Annotated in this window: 12 protein-coding genes; 3 read left to right on the top strand and 9 right to left on the bottom strand. The window is 72.8% G+C overall.

Annotated elements, in window-relative coordinates:
• Window positions 1–74: 74 nt before the first annotated feature.
• The 3 genes from OHS81_RS28980 to OHS81_RS28970 all read right to left on the bottom strand — a co-directional run bounded on the left by OHS81_RS28980 (window position 75) and on the right by OHS81_RS28970 (window position 4,790).
• Window positions 75–2,222, bottom strand: coding sequence for a tetratricopeptide repeat protein (locus OHS81_RS28980; RefSeq protein WP_328388022.1), 2,148 nt, complete (start codon window positions 2,220–2,222; stop codon window positions 75–77).
• Between the two features lie 171 nt (window positions 2,223–2,393).
• Window positions 2,394–3,020 carry an NUDIX hydrolase gene (locus tag OHS81_RS28975; RefSeq protein ID WP_328388020.1) on the bottom strand — a complete coding sequence of 209 codons (627 nt, stop codon included), beginning with the start codon at window positions 3,018–3,020 and terminating at the stop codon, window positions 2,394–2,396.
• 96 nt (window positions 3,021–3,116) lie between these two features.
• Window positions 3,117–4,790 carry a CTP synthase gene (locus OHS81_RS28970; RefSeq protein ID WP_328388018.1) on the bottom strand — a complete coding sequence of 558 codons (1,674 nt, stop codon included), beginning with the start codon at window positions 4,788–4,790 and terminating at the stop codon, window positions 3,117–3,119.
• 462 nt (window positions 4,791–5,252) lie between these two features.
• Here OHS81_RS28970 and OHS81_RS28965 point away from each other — a divergent pair, with 462 nt between their 5' ends.
• A complete protein-coding gene (locus tag OHS81_RS28965) occupies window positions 5,253–7,064 on the top strand; it encodes a glycoside hydrolase family 15 protein (RefSeq protein WP_328391493.1) in 1,812 nt (603 codons plus the stop codon).
• Window positions 7,065–7,164: 100 nt separating this feature from the next.
• Here the strand turns inward: OHS81_RS28965 and OHS81_RS28960 are convergent, their stop codons facing one another.
• Window positions 7,165–8,385: a beta-1,3-glucanase family protein gene (locus OHS81_RS28960; RefSeq protein ID WP_328388016.1), complete on the bottom strand. Its 1,221-nt coding sequence runs from the start codon at window positions 8,383–8,385 to the stop codon at window positions 7,165–7,167.
• Window positions 8,386–8,619: 234 nt separating this feature from the next.
• Between OHS81_RS28960 and OHS81_RS28955 the strand changes: the two genes are divergently transcribed.
• Together OHS81_RS28955 and OHS81_RS28950 are read left to right on the top strand one after the other, a co-directional pair.
• Complete coding sequence (locus OHS81_RS28955) at window positions 8,620–9,750, top strand: LacI family DNA-binding transcriptional regulator (protein WP_328388014.1); 1,131 nt, start codon at window positions 8,620–8,622, stop codon at window positions 9,748–9,750.
• Between the two features lie 167 nt (window positions 9,751–9,917).
• Window positions 9,918–11,582 (top strand): PucR family transcriptional regulator, encoded by a 1,665-nt coding sequence (locus tag OHS81_RS28950; RefSeq protein WP_328388012.1) that lies wholly within the window; start codon window positions 9,918–9,920, stop codon window positions 11,580–11,582.
• Between the two features lie 114 nt (window positions 11,583–11,696).
• Here the strand turns inward: OHS81_RS28950 and OHS81_RS28945 are convergent, their stop codons facing one another.
• The 5 genes from OHS81_RS28945 to recN all read right to left on the bottom strand — a co-directional run bounded on the left by OHS81_RS28945 (window position 11,697) and on the right by recN (window position 19,809).
• Window positions 11,697–12,860, bottom strand: coding sequence for a glycosyltransferase family 4 protein (locus tag OHS81_RS28945; protein ID WP_328388010.1), 1,164 nt, complete (start codon window positions 12,858–12,860; stop codon window positions 11,697–11,699).
• Between the two features lie 458 nt (window positions 12,861–13,318).
• Window positions 13,319–14,110, bottom strand: coding sequence for a hypothetical protein (locus tag OHS81_RS28940; RefSeq protein ID WP_328391491.1), 792 nt, complete (start codon window positions 14,108–14,110; stop codon window positions 13,319–13,321).
• A gap of 88 nt (window positions 14,111–14,198) precedes the next feature.
• On the bottom strand, window positions 14,199–15,425 hold the full coding sequence (locus OHS81_RS28935; protein WP_328388008.1) for an LCP family protein: 1,227 nt from the start codon (window positions 15,423–15,425) through the stop codon (window positions 14,199–14,201).
• Window positions 15,426–15,521: 96 nt separating this feature from the next.
• Complete coding sequence (locus OHS81_RS28930) at window positions 15,522–17,618, bottom strand: bifunctional polysaccharide deacetylase/glycosyltransferase family 2 protein (RefSeq protein ID WP_328388006.1); 2,097 nt, start codon at window positions 17,616–17,618, stop codon at window positions 15,522–15,524.
• 463 nt (window positions 17,619–18,081) lie between these two features.
• Complete coding sequence (gene recN / locus OHS81_RS28925) at window positions 18,082–19,809, bottom strand: DNA repair protein RecN (RefSeq protein ID WP_328391489.1); 1,728 nt, start codon at window positions 19,807–19,809, stop codon at window positions 18,082–18,084.
• Window positions 19,810–19,812: the final 3 nt, after the last annotated feature.

Below are 19,812 nucleotides of genomic sequence, written 5' to 3'. Positions count from 1 at the left end.
TCTATTGAAGGAGCTCTCGTTGTCTAGCCTTGCAAAGCATTAATTCTTGCGAGAAGCACCACCGATTTCGCAGGCTACTGGGAGTGATCTTCGAGGAGACGCTCCCCCACGGCCCGATGGAGCCGTGCCGCTGCCGGGTCCCCGAGCCGCTCCAGGGTGTCCGCAATCCGTAGTTGCAGTGCCGCCTCCAGTCGTCCGTCGACCGCTTTCCTGGCGATGCCGAGGGCTTCGAGGCAGGTCCGCAGCGCCTCCTCGGGCCGCCCCGCGTACTCCTGCACCCGGGCCAGCTCACCGGTCGCCCTCGCCTGGCCGGCCACATCGCCGGTCCTGCGGTACGTGCCGACCGCCGCCCGCCAGGCCTTGAGCGCTTCGCCCCACCGGGCCGCGTAGGTGTGCGCCCCGCCGATCCGGCCCTGCAGCCGCGCCGCGTCCCCGCTCTCGCCGCGGGCCAGCCGCAGCTCCAGCGCCCGGCCGTACCAGTCGGCGGCCCGCTGCCAGTCACCCAGCGTGGTGTACGTACCGCCCAGCGACTCCAGCGCCCGGCCGGTCGCCACCGGGTCCTGCACCGAGCGGGCGGCCTCCAGCGCACCCCGGTAGCGGGTGAGCGCCTGGGTGCTGCGGCCCGCCTGCCCGTCCAGGTCCGCGAGGTTCAGCAGAGCAGCGGCCTTCTCCCGTGGCAGCTCGCGCCGCTCGGCGACCTGGAGCACGAGTGTGTGCAGCGCATAGAGGTCCGGGGCGGCGGCCTCGGGGCCCTGGTGCGCGAGCAGCGTGCGGGTCAGCGCGGCCATCAACCGGCGGTCCAGAGTGTCGAGTTCACCGTCCGCGACGGCAATGGCGGCGGCGTCGAGCAGCGCGCCGCGGCGGGTGTGCAGCCAGTGCGCGGCAGCGGCCCGTGAGGAGAAGCGCAGCGAGCGCGGCAGCCCGGCGACCTTGTGCCGCGCGGGCGAGTCGGCCGGCTCGGCCATCGCCCGGCAGGACTGGAGCAGCCGTACGGTCCGCTCCAGCATCCGGGCGCGGGCCAGCTGGATGTCGGCCGGGCGCTCGTGTTCCCCGAGCAGGTCGCGCGCCAGCGGGGCGAGGCAGCCGGGCAGGCGGTACTGCGGCCGCAGGGCCGGGTCGGGCGCACCGTCGCCGGCGGCGGCCCCGTCGTCCTCGGCGCCGGCCGGCCGCAGCAGGCCCAGCGCGGTGAAGTCGCCCAGCGTCGTGGCAGCCGCCGCCACCGAGCAGCCGGCCAGGGCGGAGGCGATATGCGCGTCCACGAGACCGGCCGGCGCCAGAGTGATCAGCCGCAGTATGCGGGCGGCGGGCGGCGGCAGGGCGTCGTGGACCAGCCGGAAGGCGCGGTACAGCGGGCGGGCGCCGGTGGGCAGGTCCTCGGGCAGCGGGACGGCGTGCAGCGCCTGGTACAGATCGGCGACCGAGGACATGGGGCGGGCGGCGAGCCAGGCCCCGGCCAGCACCAGCGCGGCGGGCTGGCCGCCGCACTCCTCGGCGACGCTGTCGGCGGTGCGCGGGTCGACGGTGATCCGGGTCGGCCCGGCGTACCGGCTGAGCATGTCGACACCGGCCGCGCTGTCCAGGCCGCCCAGGGCACACGGCCGGACGTCCGAAATGCCGGTCAGCGGCCCCTGTGAGACCACCACGACCAGGCAGTCGGGGGCGTCGGGGAGCAGCGGTTCGACCTGCTCGGCGCCCGGCGCGTCATCCAGGAAGAGCAGCGCGCGACGCCCGGCGAGGGCGTCGCGCAGCTGCCCGGTGAGCTCGTCCTCGGCGGCGCCCGGCACGGCGCCTCGGCCGAGCGCGGCCAGCAGCTCCCGCGCGGTGCGGCCGGTGTCGGCCGGTTCGCCGCCCGGCCCGGTCAGTGTGGCCCGCAGCACTCCGTCGGGGTGGCCGTCCGCCAGCTCGTGCAGCAGCTCCTCGGCCAGGGCCGTACGTCCGGAGCCGGGACGGCCGGCGATCAGCAGCACCCGGCTGCGGGCGCCCTTGCGGCCGGAGAGGGTGTCCAGGCCGGCCCGGGCGATATCGGCGTGCAGCGCCTTGAGCTCGCGGCGGCGTCCGGCGAACCCGCCGGTGGCGGGGGCGGCGGCAGTCGCACGGGCGGCGGGGCGGGCGGCGGCACCGTCTCTGCGGACCCCCGGCGCCCGCTCTCCGGGTGCCGCCGTGGCAGGCCCGTCCGCCATCTCCGGCGGGAGGTGCCCCCCGCCCACCGCCTGATCCGTCACCGGTCACGCTCCCGTCCACCTGCACGTACGTGTCCGCCGCTGGGACGGAACGCTGCCGAGCGTAGTTCACGGGCCGTCACCTCCCCTGCAGAGCAGGGCGGTTGCGTCACCCGATCGGATCGGTGGATCATCCGACCGGCTCGTGGCGGACGGGGCGGCGGGCCCGGCGGCTCAGGCCTCGAAGGGGCGGGCCGGCCACGGGGCACCGGCCGGCCGCAGCGCGTCCAGGCCCTCGCCGCCCTGGGCGGCGGTCAGCGCCAGCGCCCCCACGACGAGACAGTTGTTGTGCAGATCACCGGCGAGCACCAGGCGGACCAGCTCGTCGTGCGGCACCCGGGCCAGCTCCATGTCGGCCTCCTCCTCGGAGACCTCGAACCGCTCCCCCTCGGCCTCGGACAGGCCACGGGCGAGGAAGATCCGTACGGCCTCGTCGCAGCCGCCGGGCGTGGTGTAGACATCGGTCAGCACCCGCCAGTCGTCGGCCTTGACGTGTGCCTCCTCGTACAGCTCGCGCTGCGCGGCGTGCAGCGGGTTCTCACCGGGGACGTCGAGCAGCCCGGCGGGGATCTCCCACAGCCGCTGGCGTACCGGGTGGCGGTACTGGCGCAGCACCAGCACCCGGCCCTCGTCGTCGAGGGCGAGGACGGCCACGGAACCGGGGTGGACCTGGTAGTCGCGGGTGACGGTGGAGCCGTCCGGCATGACGACCGTGTCGGTGCGCACGCTGGTCTTGTTCCCGGTGAACGGCGTCGTGGTCGCGGTGACCGTCCACTCCTCGGGGGTGTCCTTGATCGCCATGGCGCGTCCTCCTGTGTGTTGCCGATGCCAACGCAGAAACCGGGGTACGACCTCGAAGAGGCCGTACCCCGGCAACCGTATCCGCCGTGGTGTCCCTTACTTCGCGGTGCCCGTCTTGCGCGCGACCGCGGCCTTCACCAGCCCGGCGAAGAGCGGGTGCGGGCGGGTCGGACGGGAGCGCAGCTCCGGGTGCGCCTGGGTGGCGACGAGGTAGGGGTGCACCTCGCGCGGGTACTCGACGTACTCGACGAGCTTGTTGTCCGGAGAGGTGCCGGAGAACTGCAGCCCGGCCTTCTTCTCCAGCTCACCGCGGTAGGCGTTGTTGACCTCGTAGCGGTGGCGGTGGCGCTCCTCGACGTAGGGCTGGTCGTCGTAGACCTCACGGACGATGGAGCCCTCGGCGAGCTTGGCCGGGTACATCCCCAGTCGCATCGTGCCGCCCATATCGCCCTCACCTGCGACGATGTCCATCTGCTCGGCCATCGTGGAGATCACCGGGTCGGCGGCGGCCGGGTCGAACTCGGTGGAGTTCGCGCCCTCGATGCCGGCCAGGTTGCGGGCCGCCTCGATGACCACGCACTGCAGGCCCAGGCACAGGCCGAGCAGCGGGAGCTTGTGCTCCCGGGCGTAGGTGATCGCGCCGACCTTGCCGTCGACACCGCGGTCGCCGAAGCCGCCGGGGATGCAGACGGCGTCACAGTCGTCGAGCTGCTGGGCGGCGCCGGCCGGGGTCTTGCAGTCGTCGGAGGTGACCCACTTCAGCTTCACGCGGGTCTTGTTCGCGAAACCGCCGGCCCGCAGGGCCTCGGTGACCGAGAGGTAGGCGTCCGGCAGGTCGATGTACTTGCCGACCAGCGCGACCTTGACCTCGTGGTCGGGGTTGTGGACGCGGTCGAGCAGGTCCTCCCACTGGGTCCAGTTCACGTCGCGGAACGGGAGGTCCAGCTTCCGTACGACATAGGCGTCCAGGCCCTCGGTGTGCAGGACCTTGGGGATGTCGTAGATCGACGGGGCGTCGATCGCGGCGACGACCGCGGCCTCGTCGACGTCGCACATCAGCGAGATCTTGCGCTTGATGGCGGTCGGCACCTCGCGGTCGGCGCGCAGCACGATCGCGTCGGGCTGGATACCGATATTGCGCAGCGCCGCGACCGAGTGCTGGGTCGGCTTGGTCTTCAGCTCACCGGACGGGCCGATGTAGGGGAGCAGCGAGATGTGCACGACGAAGACGTTGTCCCGGCCGACCTCGTGGCGGACCTGGCGGACGGTCTCCAGGAACGGCAGCGACTCGATGTCGCCGACGGTGCCGCCGACCTCGGTGATGACGACGTCGACATCCTCGGTCGCCATCCGCCGGATGCGGTGCTTGATCTCGTTGGTGATGTGCGGGATGACCTGCACGGTGTCACCGAGGTACTCGCCGCGCCGCTCCTTGGCGATCACGGTGTTGTAGACCTGGCCGGTGGTGACGTTCGCGCTGCCGTCGAGATCGACGTCGAGGAAGCGCTCGTAGTGGCCGATGTCCAGGTCGGTCTCGGCGCCGTCGTTGGTGACGAAGACCTCACCGTGCTGGAACGGGTTCATCGTTCCCGGGTCGACGTTCAGGTACGGGTCGAGCTTCTGCATCGTGACCCGCAGGCCCCGCGCCTTGAGGAGAGCACCCAGGCTGGAGGCGGTGAGCCCCTTGCCCAGCGAGGAGGCGACGCCCCCGGTGACGAAGAGGTGCTTGGTCGTCGTGGCTGCATTCATTCGAGAAGCAGTGGGCGGCATGGCCAAGAGGGAGCTCCCGTGGTCGCGAGGTGGAGAGGTGCGAAGCGGCGTGGGGCCTGGGATTCAGGTGCCGTCGCTGCGGTTCGGGGGTGCCGTGACTTCTGCCGTGACATCTATCTGCGTCCCACCGGTCCACGGGGTACCAGGCTATCAGCGACCGGGCATGGTCGTGTCCGGCCGCACGGGGAATCCGGCGGCGGCGGTTCCGGATGACGCTGTCACGTGACGGAGGCCACCCATTTGGACCGCTTCACTCGTTGCGAGGGGCGCGCGGATCACCCACGTGCGTCGTATCCTGCTCGGACACTCGCAACGAGCCGTCCGGGAGGCACCACCCTCCCCCAGCTACCGCTGGGCGGTGCCCCCAGCCCGATTTCCGGTCCCGCTGCTCGGCGACGTTTCATGGGCAGGACGGACAGATCACAACGTCCCATGGGGGGCGTGACTCCAGTTCGACGGGAGATGCACGTGGCCGGGCGCATCGAGGACTACGCACTTATCGGCGATATGCAGACCGCCGCTCTAGTGTGCAGGGACGGCACGGTCGACTGGCTGTGCCTGCCGCGCTTCGACTCCCCGGCGGTCTTTGCAGGGCTGCTGGGCACGGAGGAGCACGGATTCTGGCGGATGGGGCCGGTCAACGGCCCCGGGGGCCGGCCCGCGCCGGCCGACCGCCGGCGCTACCGGGGCGATTCGCTCGTCCTGGAATCGGAGTGGGACACCCCGCGCGGCACGGTCCGCGTGATCGACTTCATGCCGCCCCGTGACGGGGCGCCGCAACTGATCCGCATCGTGGAAGGCGTCAGCGGCCGGGTCCCGATGCGCTCACAGCTGCGGATGCGGTTCTCCTACGGCTGGGTCGTGCCCTGGGTGCACAAGGTCGACGACCGTACGGTCGCGGTGGCGGGCCCCGATTCGGTGTGGCTGGACACCGAGGCGGAGACCTACGGCAAGGACCTGACGACGTTCTCCGACTTCACCGTCTCACCGGGTGAGCGGATCGCGTTCACGATCAGCTGGGAGCCCTCCCACAAGCCGCCGCCGGCCGTGGCGGAGCCCGAGGCGTCGCTGGAGGCGACCGAGGAGTTCTGGCGCGAGTGGGTCGAGCACTGCACGTACCACGGCCCCTACCGCGATGCGGTGGTGCGCTCGCTGATCACGCTCAAGGCGCTGACGTACGCGCCGACCGGCGGGATCGTGGCGGCGCCGACGACCTCCCTGCCGGAGTGCATCGGCGGCGTGCGCAACTGGGACTACCGCTTCACCTGGCTGCGGGACGCCGCGATCACCCTGTCCTCCCTGCTGCGCACCGGCTACCGCGAAGAGGCGCGGGCCTGGCGGGAGTGGCTGCTGCGGGCGGTGGCCGGCGATCCGGAGAACCTGCAGATCATGTACGGCATCGCCGGTGAGCGCGAACTCGGCGAGAACGACCTCACCTGGCTTCCCGGGTACGAGAATTCCCGTCCGGTGCGGGTCGGCAACGGCGCCGCAGGACAGCTCCAGCTCGATGTCTACGGCGAGGTCACCGAGGCGCTGCACCTGGCGCACATGACGGGCCTGGCGCGCAACGACTACGCCTCGCTGCTCCAGCTCAAGCTGATCCAGTGGGTGGAGAAGCACTGGGACGAGCCGGACGAGGGGATCTGGGAGGTCCGCGGCCCGCGCCGGCACTTCGTGCACTCCAAGGTCATGACCTGGGTCGCGGTCGACCGCACGGTCAAGCTGATCGAGGCCGGGGACGTCGACGGGCCGCTGGAGCGCTGGAAGGACCTGCGCGAGACGATCCACCGGGACGTCTGCGAGAACGGCTACGACAAGGAACGCAACACCTTCACCCAGTCCTACGGCTCGCAGGAGCTGGACGCCTCGCTGCTGCTGATCCCGCAGATGGGTTTCCTGCCGCCGGACGACAAGCGCGTCATCGGCACGATCGAGGCGATCCAGCGGGAGCTGTCCACCGAGGACGGCTTCGTGCTGCGCTACCCGACGTCCGGTGCGGACGATCTCGGGGTGGACGGCCTGGAGGGTGAGGAGGGCGCCTTCCTGGCGTGCTCGTTCTGGCTCGCCGACGACCTCGCGATGATCGGCCGGGTCGACGAGGCCCGCAAGCTCTTCGAGAAGCTGCTCTCGCTCCGCAACGACCTGGGCCTGCTCGCGGAGGAGTGGGACCCCAAGGCCCAGCGGCAGGTGGGCAACTTCCCGCAGGCGTTCAGCCATGTTCCGCTGATCGACACGGCGCTGCGGCTGACGGCCAGCGGGGCCTACGGCGGTTAGCGCCCCCCTTCGGGGCGCCAACCGCCCGGAGTTCTGTGGTGCCGTCCGGCTTTCGGGCGGCACCTTCTCCTTGTCAGATTCTCTTTCTCGGATGTCTTTGTCAGAAGGGGGTCAGGGTGAGGGTGATCTCCTTCGGGGCGCCGTCCTCGATGTACGAGGCGAAGCCGGCGACGTCGTCGAAGGCGAAGCCGTAGGCCTTGCCGTCCCGCGTGGCGGCGTGCATGGCCCTGGCGTAGTGATTGGTCAGCCGCTCCCGGTAGAAGGCGGCCGGATCGGTGGTGGGCTGCTGCGCCTGCGAGGTGAGGGTGGAGCGGTTGAGGGCGGCGCCCAGGACGGCGGCGACCGGGCCGCGGGTGCTGTCGTTGGGCGCCGCGAGGGTGCCGTCGCAGAACAGGACGTCGCGGGTGGACGGCTTGTCGAAGGAGACCGTCCCGGTGGGGGCACCCTCACCCCGGCCCTTGAGGCCTTGGGGGACGGTGAAGGAGAGCTTTCCGCCGCTGACCCGGCCGGTGAAGGTGCCCGCGTCGGTGGTGACGGTCAGGTCCTTGCCCGCGTAGGCGGACCAGGCCTCGTCGATGGCCGGGGCGAGGTGGTCCGCGGCGAACAGCCCGCTGTCCAGGCCGTGGCCGGGGGCGATCACGCGCCGGTCGCCGATGACCAGGCGGTCGAATCCCTCGGCCGCCCGGACGTCGGAGAAGACCGTGGCGCGGGCGCCGTCCTTGAGCTCACCGGTGGTCTGTTTCCTGGCCCCGGTGAGCTCGATCGCCAGCGGGACGCTGAACATGTCGACCATCGTGGTGTTGCAGAACATCCCGCCGGAGCTGTACGTGAACTCGGCGCAATCGTGGAGAACGTCGTAGTTGGGGTCGGAAGCGACCCAGCCCGCCGGGTAGGCGAGCGCGGCCTTGCCGTTGCCGTCCTCGACCGCCTTGAACTTGAGCTTGCCGCCCAGCGCGGTGTAGATCCGGCCGGACATCTGCGGCAGCCGAAGGGTGGTGGTGCCGCTCGCGGCGAGCGGTATCGCGTAGTCGGTGTAGCCGTCCGGGCCGTTGTCGGCGAGTGCGACGGGCCTGAGCTCGCCGTCCGGGGTGACGTGCACCTGTTGGGTGCCGTCGTTGCCGACGAGGTAGAGCCAGACCGAGGAGTTGGCGTAGGCGCCGGAGTGGTTGACGACGTGCAGGGGCATCGAGGCGGCGGCCCGGCCGGTCCGGGCGGGCGACACGGGGGCGGGGGCGCCGAAGGCACGGGCGGCCGACGCGATGCCGGAGGCGGTGGCGGCACCGGCGGCGAGGCCGCCGAGCAGGCCGCGGCGAGTGATCACGAGGCGGCTCCTCGTGGGGCGGGCTTTTGCCGCCTTGCCGCCGCTTGTACACAGGACTTCCCGGGCCGATATCTCATGCTCATGACACTCTTTCCGGCAGTGGGGGGTGGGGAGTTCCTTGGGCCAGCCAGCGTGAGAGCGCTCTCATATCGTGCGCAGTGAACCCTGCCGACTCGACGGGACACCGTCAAGTCATCGTGAGGAAAAAGGAGTTGAAGGAGTGGAGAGGAGTGGATGGTGGCTGAGCCGAACGGTCCGGGTCCGCGCCCGACGCTGGAGGCGGTCGCCGCGCTCGCCGGGGTCTCCCGCGCCACGGTGTCCCGCGTGGTCAACGGCGGTACGGGCGTACGGGCCGCGGTCCGCGAACGGGTCCGCGAGGCGGTCGCCGCGCTGGGGTACGTACCGAACAGCGCGGCCCGCTCGCTGGTCACCCGCCGCACGGGAGCGGTCGCCGTGGTCATCGCGGAGCCCGAGGCCCGGGTCTTCAGCGATCCGTTCTTCGGGCGCCAACTGCGGGGCATCAGCCGCGAACTGGCCGCGGCCGACACCCAGCTCCTGTTGATGTTCGTCGAGCGGCGCGCCGACTACGACCGCATCGGCCGCTATCTGTCGGCCGGGCATGTCGACGGCGCGCTGATGTTCTCGCTGCACCGCGACGACCCCCTGCCGGCCATGGCCGAGCGCGCCGGACTGCCCACCGTCTACGGCGGCCGGCCCGGCTGGGCGGGCGCCGACCGCGCGCCCCGGCCGCTGTACGTCGACAACGACAACCGCGACGGCGCCCGCCAGGCCGTACGCCACCTCCTCGGCCGCGGCCGCCGCCGGATCGCCGTGATCACCGGACCGCTCGACCAGACGTCCGCGGTGGACCGTCTCGACGGCTACCGCGATGCGCTCGGCACACCGGAGCCGGACCCGCGGCTGATCGCGGACGGCGGCTTCACGGCGCAGGGCGGTGAGCGGGCCATGGCCCGGCTCCTCGATGCCGTACCGGACCTGGACGCCGTCTTCGTCTGCTCCGACCTGATGGCGAGCGGCGCGCTGCGCACGCTCCGGGCCCGCGGGCGGCGGGTGCCGGACGATGTGGCAGTGGTCGGCTACGACGATCTGGAGCCGGCGGCCTGGGCGGATCCACCGCTGACCACGGTGCGGCAGGACGTGGAGGAGATGGGGCGGCTGATGGCCCGGTTGCTGCTGAGGCTGCTGGATCCGCGGAGGTCCGCGGGGGCGGATGACACAGACGGAGCGGACGGGCCGGATGGCGCTGACGGGGCGCCGGGAGGGGGGCACGGGCCCGGGGCCGGTCCGGCGGAACTCGCGCCGGTGATCACCCAGGCGCGGCTGGTGGTGCGGGAGTCGGCATGAGGGCGGCGGTGGGCGCGGTCCTGGCCGGGACCGTGCCCCTGTCCCGCTCTGCCCCTGTGCGGCGCGGCACCGCCGTCCGGCCACGCAGCTCCACCGCCGTACAGCGCGGGCACCGCCGTCCGGACCGCGCTGCTCCGCACCGCGGAATACGGGTACCGTTCCAGGTCATGGGGCCGGAAGCGAACATCGAAGCCGAGATCACGGTACGCAGGGCACTGGAGCTGCCCGCGCTGCGACGGGGTCTGCCGGAGGTCCTGGCCGGCGAGGACCGGCTGGACCGCCCGGTGCGCTGGGTGCACGCGGGCGAGGTCCCGCATATCGCCTCGCTGCTCAAGGGCGGCGAGCTGCTGCTGACCACCGGACTCGGACTCGGTGCCCGGCCGTCCGAACAGCGCGCCTTCATCCGTAAGCTCGCGGACCGCGAGATCGCCGCTCTCGTCGTGGAGCTGGGCTCCCGTTTCGCGTCCCTGCCGGCCGCGCTGGTCGACGCCGCACGGGACTGCGGACTTCCGCTGATCCAGCTGCACCGCGAGGTCCCGTACGTCACGGTCACCGAAGCGATCCACACCGAGATCATCAACAGCCACTACGCGCTGCTGCGGCGCGCCGACGAGATCCTGCGGCGCTGCACGGATGTGCTGCTGCGGGGCGGTGGCGCTCCCGAGGTGCTGCGGCTGCTGGCCGTCTTCACCGGCAACCCGCTCTGTCTGGAGGCCCCCGACGGCAGCCCGCTGTACGCGGCCGGCCCGGACGCCGATGACGGCCCGGCGGACGCCGACCCGCTGCTGGCCTGGGAGGGCCTGCGCGACACCGGCGTACGCATCGACGTTCCCGGATGGGGGTCCCCCCGCTTGAGCGGAGCCGAGAGCGGGGGAGGCCCCGGCCCGGACGCGGTCCGCGCCCGGCTCGTCCTGCTGCCCGTCAACGCCCCTTTGGCGCCGGTGCACCGGATCGCCGCCGAGCGCGCGGCCGACCTGCTGGCCGTCGTCATGCTCCAGTCCCGCCAGGAGGAAGTGCTCGCCGCGCGTGGCCGCGGCGACTTCCTCGCCGACCTGGCGGAGGGCCGGATCTCCGCCGCCGAGGCGCCCGGCCAGGCCCGCCTGCTGGGCTTCCGCCCCGGCACGGACCCCGTGCTGCCGGTGGTGATGCGGCTGCCCGCCGGCCTTCCCTCCCCCGGCAGCTGGGCGCTGCTCGCCCAGGCGCTGCGCGAGGAACTTGCCGCCCCCGGAGTGCCCGTGCTCCTCGGCGTACGCCCCGTGGAGGGCCGGGTTCCGATGCTCATCGCGCTGCGCGCGGGCCAGGACCGCGATGCGCTCGCCGACCGGATCGCCGACGCGCTGCGTGCCGGAGTCGTCCGGACGGGCCTGGACCGGCCGGCCGCCCACCGTCCGGTGGTCGTGGTCGGTACTCCGGGCGACTGGGCGGCGGCGGGCCCCGGCCTGCGGCATGCCGCGGAGGCGGCGGCCGCGGCCCAGGGGCTGCCGGAAGCGCCCTGGTACGACGCGCGCCGCTTGGACATCGAGCTGCTGCTGTGGCGGATGCGCGAGCACGGCGAGCAGGGGGTGCTCACCGACTTCGTGGAGCGCGCCATCGGGCCGCTGCTCGCCCATGACCGTGGTGCCCGTCAGCCGCTGCTGCCGACGCTGGAGGCCTATCTGGCCAGCGCGGGCCGCAAGGCGGAGACCGCCCGCGACCTGAATGTGAACCGGCAGACGCTGTACGACCGGCTGGCCCGTATCGCTCAGCTGCTGGGCACGGACCTGGACGATCCGCAGACGGTCCTGGGCCTGCGCCTGGCCCTGCGCGCCAGGCGCCATACGGACAAGCCGTAACGGGCGGCGGGCCCGGACGCATCCGACAGCGCCCGACCGTGCCCCGCCGCGCCCGACCGTGTCCGGCCCCTCGATACCTCGATACCTCGATACCTCGATGCCGCGACGCCCCGGCTACGCCGGCTGAACCGGCTGGGTCAATTCGTCGTAGACGCTGAGGACCTGGGTGACGGTGTCGTTCTCGCTGGGCCAGCCGGCGGCTTGGTGGCGGCCCGCCGCGGCGAGTGCGTCCCGCCGTACCGGATCGGCAAGGAGCGCGAGCACCGTACGGGCCAGGGCGGCGGCATCGCCGTAGCGCACCAGTTCCGCGGCGCGGCCGACCAGTTCGCGGGTGCCTCCGGTGTCGGTGGCGACCAGCGGCACCCCGGCGCGCAGCGCCTCCTGGGCGATCAGCGAGCGGGCCTCCCACCTGCTGGGCAGCACCACCAGGTCGGCGGCGGCGAGGAGTTCGGGCACATCGTCGCGGCGCCCGAGCAGCTGGACGGGCAACTGCTCGGCGTCGATCCGCCGCTGCAGTGCCGCCCGCTGCTCGCCCTCCCCCGCGATGGCAACCAGGGGCTGCGGGTCGAGCGCGCACCAGGCGTGCGCCGCGTCCAGCAGGAGGTCATGCCCCTGGCTCGGGTCGAGACGGCCGACCGCGAGCAGCAACGGGCGGTCCACCGCGCCCAGTTCGGCCCGCTCCTTGCGGAACATCCGGTCGTGGCTCCCGGGATCGGCCGGAGCACCGCCCGCCCGGGGGCGGGGAATCGCGACCGGCGCGAGCCGGGCATCACGCGCGCCCCGCTCACGCGCCCGGTCCACGAGGTCGGAACACGCTCCCAGTACGACGGCCGCCGCCCGCGCCACCCGCCGCTCCATCAGATGCACCAGCCCGGCCCGTGCGCCCTCGATGTGCGCCTTGGTGTGCCAGGTGATGACCAGGGGAACCCGCCGCCCGCCCCGGGGGCCGCGCAGTCCGCGCAACGCCATCGAGGCACGCAGCCCGGCCCGCAGACCGTGCGCATGCACGAGGTCGGCATCCCAGCAGGCGCTGCGCAGCGAGGCCACGCTCGCCGGATCCGTGCGCGGAGGGACATGCACGAACCGCGCGCCCGTGCCGGTGAAGTCGTAGGCCTCCTCGGTTTCCGGGGTGGCGCACACGGTCACCCGCACCCCGCGTGCGACGAGCCCTTCGGCCAGCGAGCGGACGTGCGCGGCGCTGCCGGCGCTGCCGTGCCCCAGCACCTGGACCGTACGCAGCGGCGACAGCCCGTGCGCGGAGGTCGGGGTGCTGATCACGTGGTCGGGCTCCTGGGTCGGGGCGGACGGGCCGTACCGGTGGGTCGGTCCGTTTACTGCGGGGCGCCCGCGACGCGGACAAGCGGCCGCCCGCCTGCCCGGCGGACGGGCAGGACGGGCAGGACGGGTCGAGCACGCCCGACAGGACGGGGCGAGCACGCCCGCGACTGCGCACCGCGCCCAGGATGCCAGCCCGGCGATGTCAATTCGGCACCGTCAGCCTGCCGTTCCGGTGGGAAGTCTCACCCCGGCACCCACCAGATCACCCACATGGGCGACAAACCGCCCGCGCGGATTAACGGCTCGTTCGAGTGAGTCCACCTCCTGGAGTGCGCCTGCGCCACGGTAAGGGGCGCGTACGCCGTCGGCCGGAGCGCATGGGTGTGTGGCCGGATCGGCGGGCTGGGGGAGGTGGTGTTCGGGAGGCTCGGGGGCTCCGGCCCCTCCCCCTGGCGGCCTCAGACCGCCGCGGCCGCCCGGCTGACGCGGTCCCCCGCGGCTGCGGCGGCGACCAGCGCCGCGGCGTGTGCGGCCAGTCCCCGGCGGCCGTTGCCCGTGACGATGGCGAGGCCGAGCGCCGCGCCGAGGGCGTGCGCCCCGGAGTCCCCGATCATCGTGCGCTCCCCGAGGTCATCCCCGATGACGGCCGCCGCGGCCCCCAAGGGCGCCGCGGACAGCGGGCCCGCCGGACCGCGGCGCAGCAGCCCGGGTGCGCCGATGGCCAGGACGGCGGCGGCCGCCCGGCCCGGCCGGACATCCAGGAGGTTGACCAGGTGGGCCGAGCCCGCGATCACCACACCGGCCAGGAGCTTGTCGGCCGGACGCTCCTTGAGGAGGGCCCCCGCGGCGAGCCCCGCGGCGCCGATCCCGAACAGCTTCACGGCGCCGCTGGTGACTTCCTTGTCCCGGAGTGCCGAAAGATGCGCCCGGAATCCGCGGCGGGGGTCATCCGCGCCGCACACGTCGTCGTACGCCCCGCAGCCCCCGGCGGCCAGTACTGCCAGCGCCGTGGCAGCCCGGGTCCGGGCGGACAGCCCCGGTGCGGTGGCGGCGGCGAGCGCGGTACCGGTGGCCGTGGCGAGCCCGGCGTGCAGGTCGACGGTCCGGCCGGCGTAGTTCTTCCGCTCCCACCGGGCGGCACCACCCGGCGGCCGCTTCCTGAGCGCCGTATACGCGGCCCTGGTCACCCCTGCCGCCCCCAGGAGAACCGAGATCCGCCCCAGCACCCTGGTACCTGCCACCACCACCATGTCGCTCCCCTCGCCCGGCACCGTGCCGCACTCAACTGCCGTCACCCTAGGGCGCTTCACCCGTCACCCGGCGGACGGGACGGCCCGCTCAGGGGGAGACATCCCCTGAGGCTTCCGGCCCTTCGCCCCGGCCGTCACCGGCCGTCACCGGCTGATCGTTGTGCAGTTCCGCGAAGAGCTGCTTCGCCCGCGGTGTGTCCCACTTCACGGCGCTGCCCTTGGGGGTCTTGAAGCCGAGGCTGGAGACGGGGACACGGACGCGGGCGCCGTTGCCGGCCGAGACGCTCTTCATCGCTTCGAAGAGCGAAGTGAGGTTCCACAGGCTCATGCTCTTGTCGACGATGAGCGTGTCGAGGCCCGCGTTCAGGGTGGGATAGATCTTGGACGGGCTGAGCAGGGTGCCGGGTCTGGCTGCCTTGTGGGAGAGCGCGGCCAGGAACTTCTGCTGGTTTTGGCTGCGGCCGAGGTCACCCTGAGCCTCTTGATGACGCTGGCGGACGAACGCGAGCGCGGCGCGGCCGTCGAGCGTATGGCAGCCCTTGGTGAGGTTTTCGCCGGACTTTTCGTCCTTGACGCCCTTGTCCAGACACATCGGCACTCCGCCGACCGCGTCCACGATGCCGACGAAACCCGCGAAGCCGATCTCCGTGTAATGCCCGATGCGCAGGCCCGTGTTGTGCTCGATGGTGCGTACGAGCAGTTCGGGACCGCCGCGCGAGAACGCCGCGTTGAGCTTGTCCTTGGAGGCGGCGTAGTGCTTGCCGGTCTCGGGGCGGGTGTACGGCGGGATGGTCACCCAGGAGTCGCGCGGCAGGCTCATCATCGTGGTGCCGTGGGCGCCGGTGTGCAGCAGGATCATCGAGTCGGTGCGGCGGCCCGCGGCCGCCGAGCCGCCGGTGTGCAGGTCCTTCAGCTGCTTTCCCGACAGGCCCTGGCGGCTGTCGGAGCCCACGATCAGATAGTTGGCGCCCTTGCCGGGAGCCGCCCGGCCGGCGAGCTTGCCGAGGTCGACCTCGCGCTCCAGCTTGGTGTCGGCCCAGGTGTAGGTGCCGACGGAGGCGAGCAGGGCCACGGCGGCCAGGAGGCCCGCGAGCCGCAGGATCCGGCGGCGCCAGGTGGGGCGGGTGGCCGCGGGCCGGGTGCTCCTGCGTACGGGCCCACCGCGCCCGCCGTACGGGCCGGGCAGCCGTGGCTCGATGACCGGCTGCGGTGGAGACGGGTCGTGCTGCCGTACCTGCCCGGTGACGGGATGCACCGGCTGCCCCGCACCACCGTAACGGTGGGCGTCAGGGACCCCGGCCGGCCAGTCACTCATGGGCGGACAGTCTGCATGCTCACGCGTCCTTCACCAAATGTTCCGCTATCCCGCACTACCGGATGGCGCCCAGAGGGGAGAAAGCGGACTTTGAGGTCACCTCGACGACAGCCTCCGGTACGCCACCGGCTGCCCGATCTGCTGTGCGGCCGTCCCCGAGCGGTGCATCCGGTGCCACTTCAGGCGGGTGCCGAGCAGGAAGGCCACCACGGACTGGATGACGACGAGATACATCAGCTGCCGGTAGACCAGGAGCTGGAACGGCATCGCCCACAGCGACCGCAGCTTCTCCCCGTCCAGTCGCAGCGCATATCCGGCGCAGAGCAGTTGCACGAGCAGGAAGCCGCACCAGACGCCCGCCGACTGCCAGGGGCCGAGGAAGAGCAGCCCGTACAGCGCGAAGATGTCGACGACCGGCGCGAACAACGGCAGCGCGACCTGGAACAGGACGAGATAGCTCAGTCCGCGGCGGCCGGAGCGCCCGGCCGGGCCCGCCTGCACGACGACCCCGCGGTGCTTCCACATGGCCTGGATCGTGCCGTAGCACCAGCGGTAGCGCTGCCGCCACAGCTGCCGCAGCGAGCTGGGCACCTCGGTCCAGGCCACGGCGGACTCCTCGTACAGCACCCGCCAGCCCGCCTGCCACAGGGCCATCGTCAGATCGGTGTCCTCGGCGAGCGTGTCCCCGCTGACGCCGCCGACGCCCATCAGCGCATCCCGGCGGAAGGCCCCGATGGCGCCGGGGACCGTCGGCATGCACTCCAGCACCTCGAACATCCGCCGGTCGAGGTTGAACCCGAAGACGTACTCCAGGTGCTGCCACCTGCCCAGCAGGCGACGGCGGTTGCCGACCTTGGTGTTGCCGCTGACCGCACCCACCGCCGGGTGGGCGAGCGGCTGGATGAGGTGGTGGATGGCGTCCCGCTCGAAGACGGTGTCGGCGTCGACCATGACCACGATCTCGTACCGCGCATGGGCCAGCCCGGTATTGAGGGCGGCCGCCTTGCCCGCATTGGCCTGGCGGATCACCCGCACCCGCGGATCGCCGATCCGGGCCGCGATGTCCGCCGTACCGTCCGACGACCCGTCGTCGATCACGATGATCTGCAGCTGCCGGTGGGTCGAGGCGAGCAGCGAACGGACGGTGGACTCGATACCCGCTGCTTCGTTGTACGCCGGGACCAGCACCGTCACCGGATCGGTGACCTCCCGCAGCACGGTCGATCCGGGACGGATACGGGTCAGCCGCCGGACGTGGGTACGGGCGAAGAACACCAGCATCGCCAGCCGCAGCAGCCCCAGTCCGCCCGCAATCGCGAGCACCCAGGCCATCGCGCTGATGAAGGCATGTCCCAGGGCCTTGGCCCAGATCAGGGCCGTACCCGACCAGCGCTCGACACCGGAGGCCGGCTCGTCGGACGGAGGCTGCCCGACCCCCGCCGTCACGGTGGTGAACTTGGCGGCCTTCGGGTTGTCGAGCAGTTCCTTGGTCCCCAGGTACGCGAGATCGTTCTGGCCGAACTGCCGGATCACGCCCTGCGACGGATTACGGAACCACCGGTCGGCGGCGACCAGGGTGTACCCCTCCGCGCCGGCCTTCCGGGCGGCCTTCCATTCGGCGCCGCACATGGTGTCCACCGCGGTGGTCTGCGGCAGCCGCAGCAGCTTGGTGTGGAGGCCCGCGCTGCCCGCCAGCACCTTCTGGGTGAGCGACTGCTCCAGCGAGGCGCGCAGCGGCGAGGAAGCGCCCATGGCGGCGCCGGTGTAGGTGTTCGAGCCGATCTCATGGCCCTCGTCCCTGATCCGCCGCACCAGATCCGGGTGCTGGGCCGCCTGCGCGCCGCGGAGGAAGAACGTGGCATGGGCGTGGTATTTGCGCAGCAGGTCGAGCAGCCGGGGTGTCCATACGGGGTCGGGCCCGCCGTCGTAGGTGAGCGCCACCGTACGGGCCGGCACCGCGGACGAGACCGCCTTGCCGTCGTGGAACCGGAGCACCGGGCCGCCCTTGTCGACGGACCTGGGCACGGGGCTGGTGCAGTCCTTGCGCGTCTTCGCGGCATCCACCTCATGGGTGGTCCAGCCCTCGAAGAGCAGGGCGCCGAACATCACCGGGAGGATCAGGAGCAGCAGCAGCCAGTGACCGCGCGGGTCGCGGGACCGCCGGTGCCGGGCCCGGTTCGCGCGGCGTCTCACACGGCCCCCGGGGTGCCGCGGACCGGCGCCGAGGGGGTGCTGTTGCGGACGGCGGAGGTCCGGTACGGGGCAGCCGTGAGGGTAGCGAGCAGGTTCCGCGCAGCCCCCGCGCGCCCGGCACAAGCAGCGGCGCACAGTCGGCCGCCGCGTCTCTTGTGCCGGTTTGCATACCGTCTGGGCTCGCACATGGTGGGCGAGTGTAGTCATGGCCGAAGGGGGCCACGCCGCGAGGACCAGCAGCGCCCGGCCCGCCGCAGGGGGCACCTGACCAGCGCAAACGGCGGCGCGGAGAGAGCGGGCGACCGACGTCGCGGCGGGCACGCCGTGAGCGATGCCACTCCGCGGGCGAGCGTCGGCTCACCGGCCGGCGTCGGCTCACCGGCTACCCTCGGCTCCCGGCCGCCGTCCACTCACCGACCGCCGTCGGCCTGCGGTCAAAGACAGGCCCTAGGGGTGTCCCCCTCTAACTCCCCGTGCGCGCCGTCTCCAGCAGCTCCTCGGCGTGCGCGCGGGCCGTTTCGGAGTCCTCCTGGCCGGCCAGCATCCGGGAGAGCTCGCGGACCCGCTCCTCACCCTCCAGGACCGTGACGCCGCTCCTGGTGACCGACCCGTCGTTCGTCTTCGCCACGAGCAGCTGGCGGTCCGCGAAGGCCGCGACCTGCGGGAGGTGCGTGACGACGATGACCTGCGCCGACTTCGCGAGCCTGGCCAGCCGCCTGCCGACCTCGACGGCCGCCTTGCCGCCGACCCCCGCGTCGACCTCGTCGAAGAGGTAGGTCGGTACGGGGTCGGAGCCGGCGAAGACCACCTCGACGGCGAGCATCACCCGGGAGAGCTCACCGCCGGACGCCCCCTTGGCGATCGGCCGGGGCGGTGCGCCCGGGTGGGGGGCCAGCAGGAGTTCGACCTCGTCGGCGCCGGCCGGTCCGTAGGCCACGGTGCGGCCGCCGACCTCGATGCCGTCGGCGTCCTCGGCGACCTCGGTCTGGCGGATCTCGACGGTCACCCGGGCGTGCGGCATCGCGAGTTCGGCGAGCTCGGCGGTGACCGCATCGGCGAAACGCTTCGCCGACGCCGTACGGGCATCGGTCAATGTTTGTGCCAGTTCGCCCAGTTCTGCGCGCAATGCGTCCCGCTCGGCGGCCAGCTCGCCGATCCGGTCGTCGTCGCCGTCCAGTTCGGCGAGCCGGGCGGCGCTCTCCTCGGACCAGGCCAGCACGGCCGCGATGTCCTGGCCGTACTTGCGGGTCAGATGGTTCAGGGCGGCGCGGCGTTCCTCGACCGCGGCGAGCCGCAACGGGTCGGCGTCCAGGCCGTCCGCGTAACTGGCCAACTCGCCCGCCACGTCCGCCATCAGGATGCCGATCTCACCGAGCCGCTCGGCGAGCGAGGAAAGCTCCTGGTCATGACTGCGCACGGCCTCCAGCGCACGGTGCGCGCCGGCGACCAGGGTCGTGGCGTCGACGCCCTCGGGGTCCTCGGGGTTGCCGGCCAGCGCGGCGTGCGCGGCACTCGCCGCGGAGGCCAGTGCCTCGGCGTGCCCCAGCCGCTCGGCCTCGGCGGCGAGGTCGGTGTCCTCCCCGGGCTGCGGCTCGGCCTCCGCGATCTCGTCGAGGCCGAAGCGCAGCAGATCGGCCTCCTGCGTACGCTCACGGGCCTGCGTCGTCAGCTCGTCCAGCTCGGCGGCGACGCCGCGCAGCCGGCGATGGGCGGCGGTGTACTTGGCGAGCGGAACGGCGACCGTGTCCCCGGCGTAGCGGTCCAGCGCCTGGCGTTGGCGGGCCGGCCGCAGCAGGCCCTGCTGGTCGGTCTGGCCGTGCACGGCGACCAGGTCGTCAGCCAACTCTGCCAGCAGGCCGACCGGTACGGAGCGGCCGCCGACGTGGGCGCGCGAACGCCCCTCGGCGGAGAGCGTGCGGCTGATCAGCAGCGCGCCGTCGTCCAGCTCCGCGCCGGCCTCCTCCGCCCGTACGGCAGCGGGAGCCCGGGGGCCGACGCCGATCCGGCCCTCCACGACCGCCGACTTGGCGCCGATCCGCACCAGCGCGGGATCGGCACGCCCGCCGAGCAGCAGGCCGAGGCTGGTGACGACCATGGTCTTGCCCGCGCCCGTCTCGCCGGTCACCGCCGTGAAGCCGGGGGACAGCTCGACAACGGCGTCGTCAATGACACCCAGGGACCGGATCCGCATCTC

This window comes from Streptomyces sp. NBC_00400, from assembly GCF_036048035.1.
GTDB lineage: Bacteria > Actinomycetota > Actinomycetes > Streptomycetales > Streptomycetaceae > Streptomyces.
Note: the sequence above shows the minus strand (reverse complement) of the source record. Positions and strands in the feature narration are given on the sequence as shown.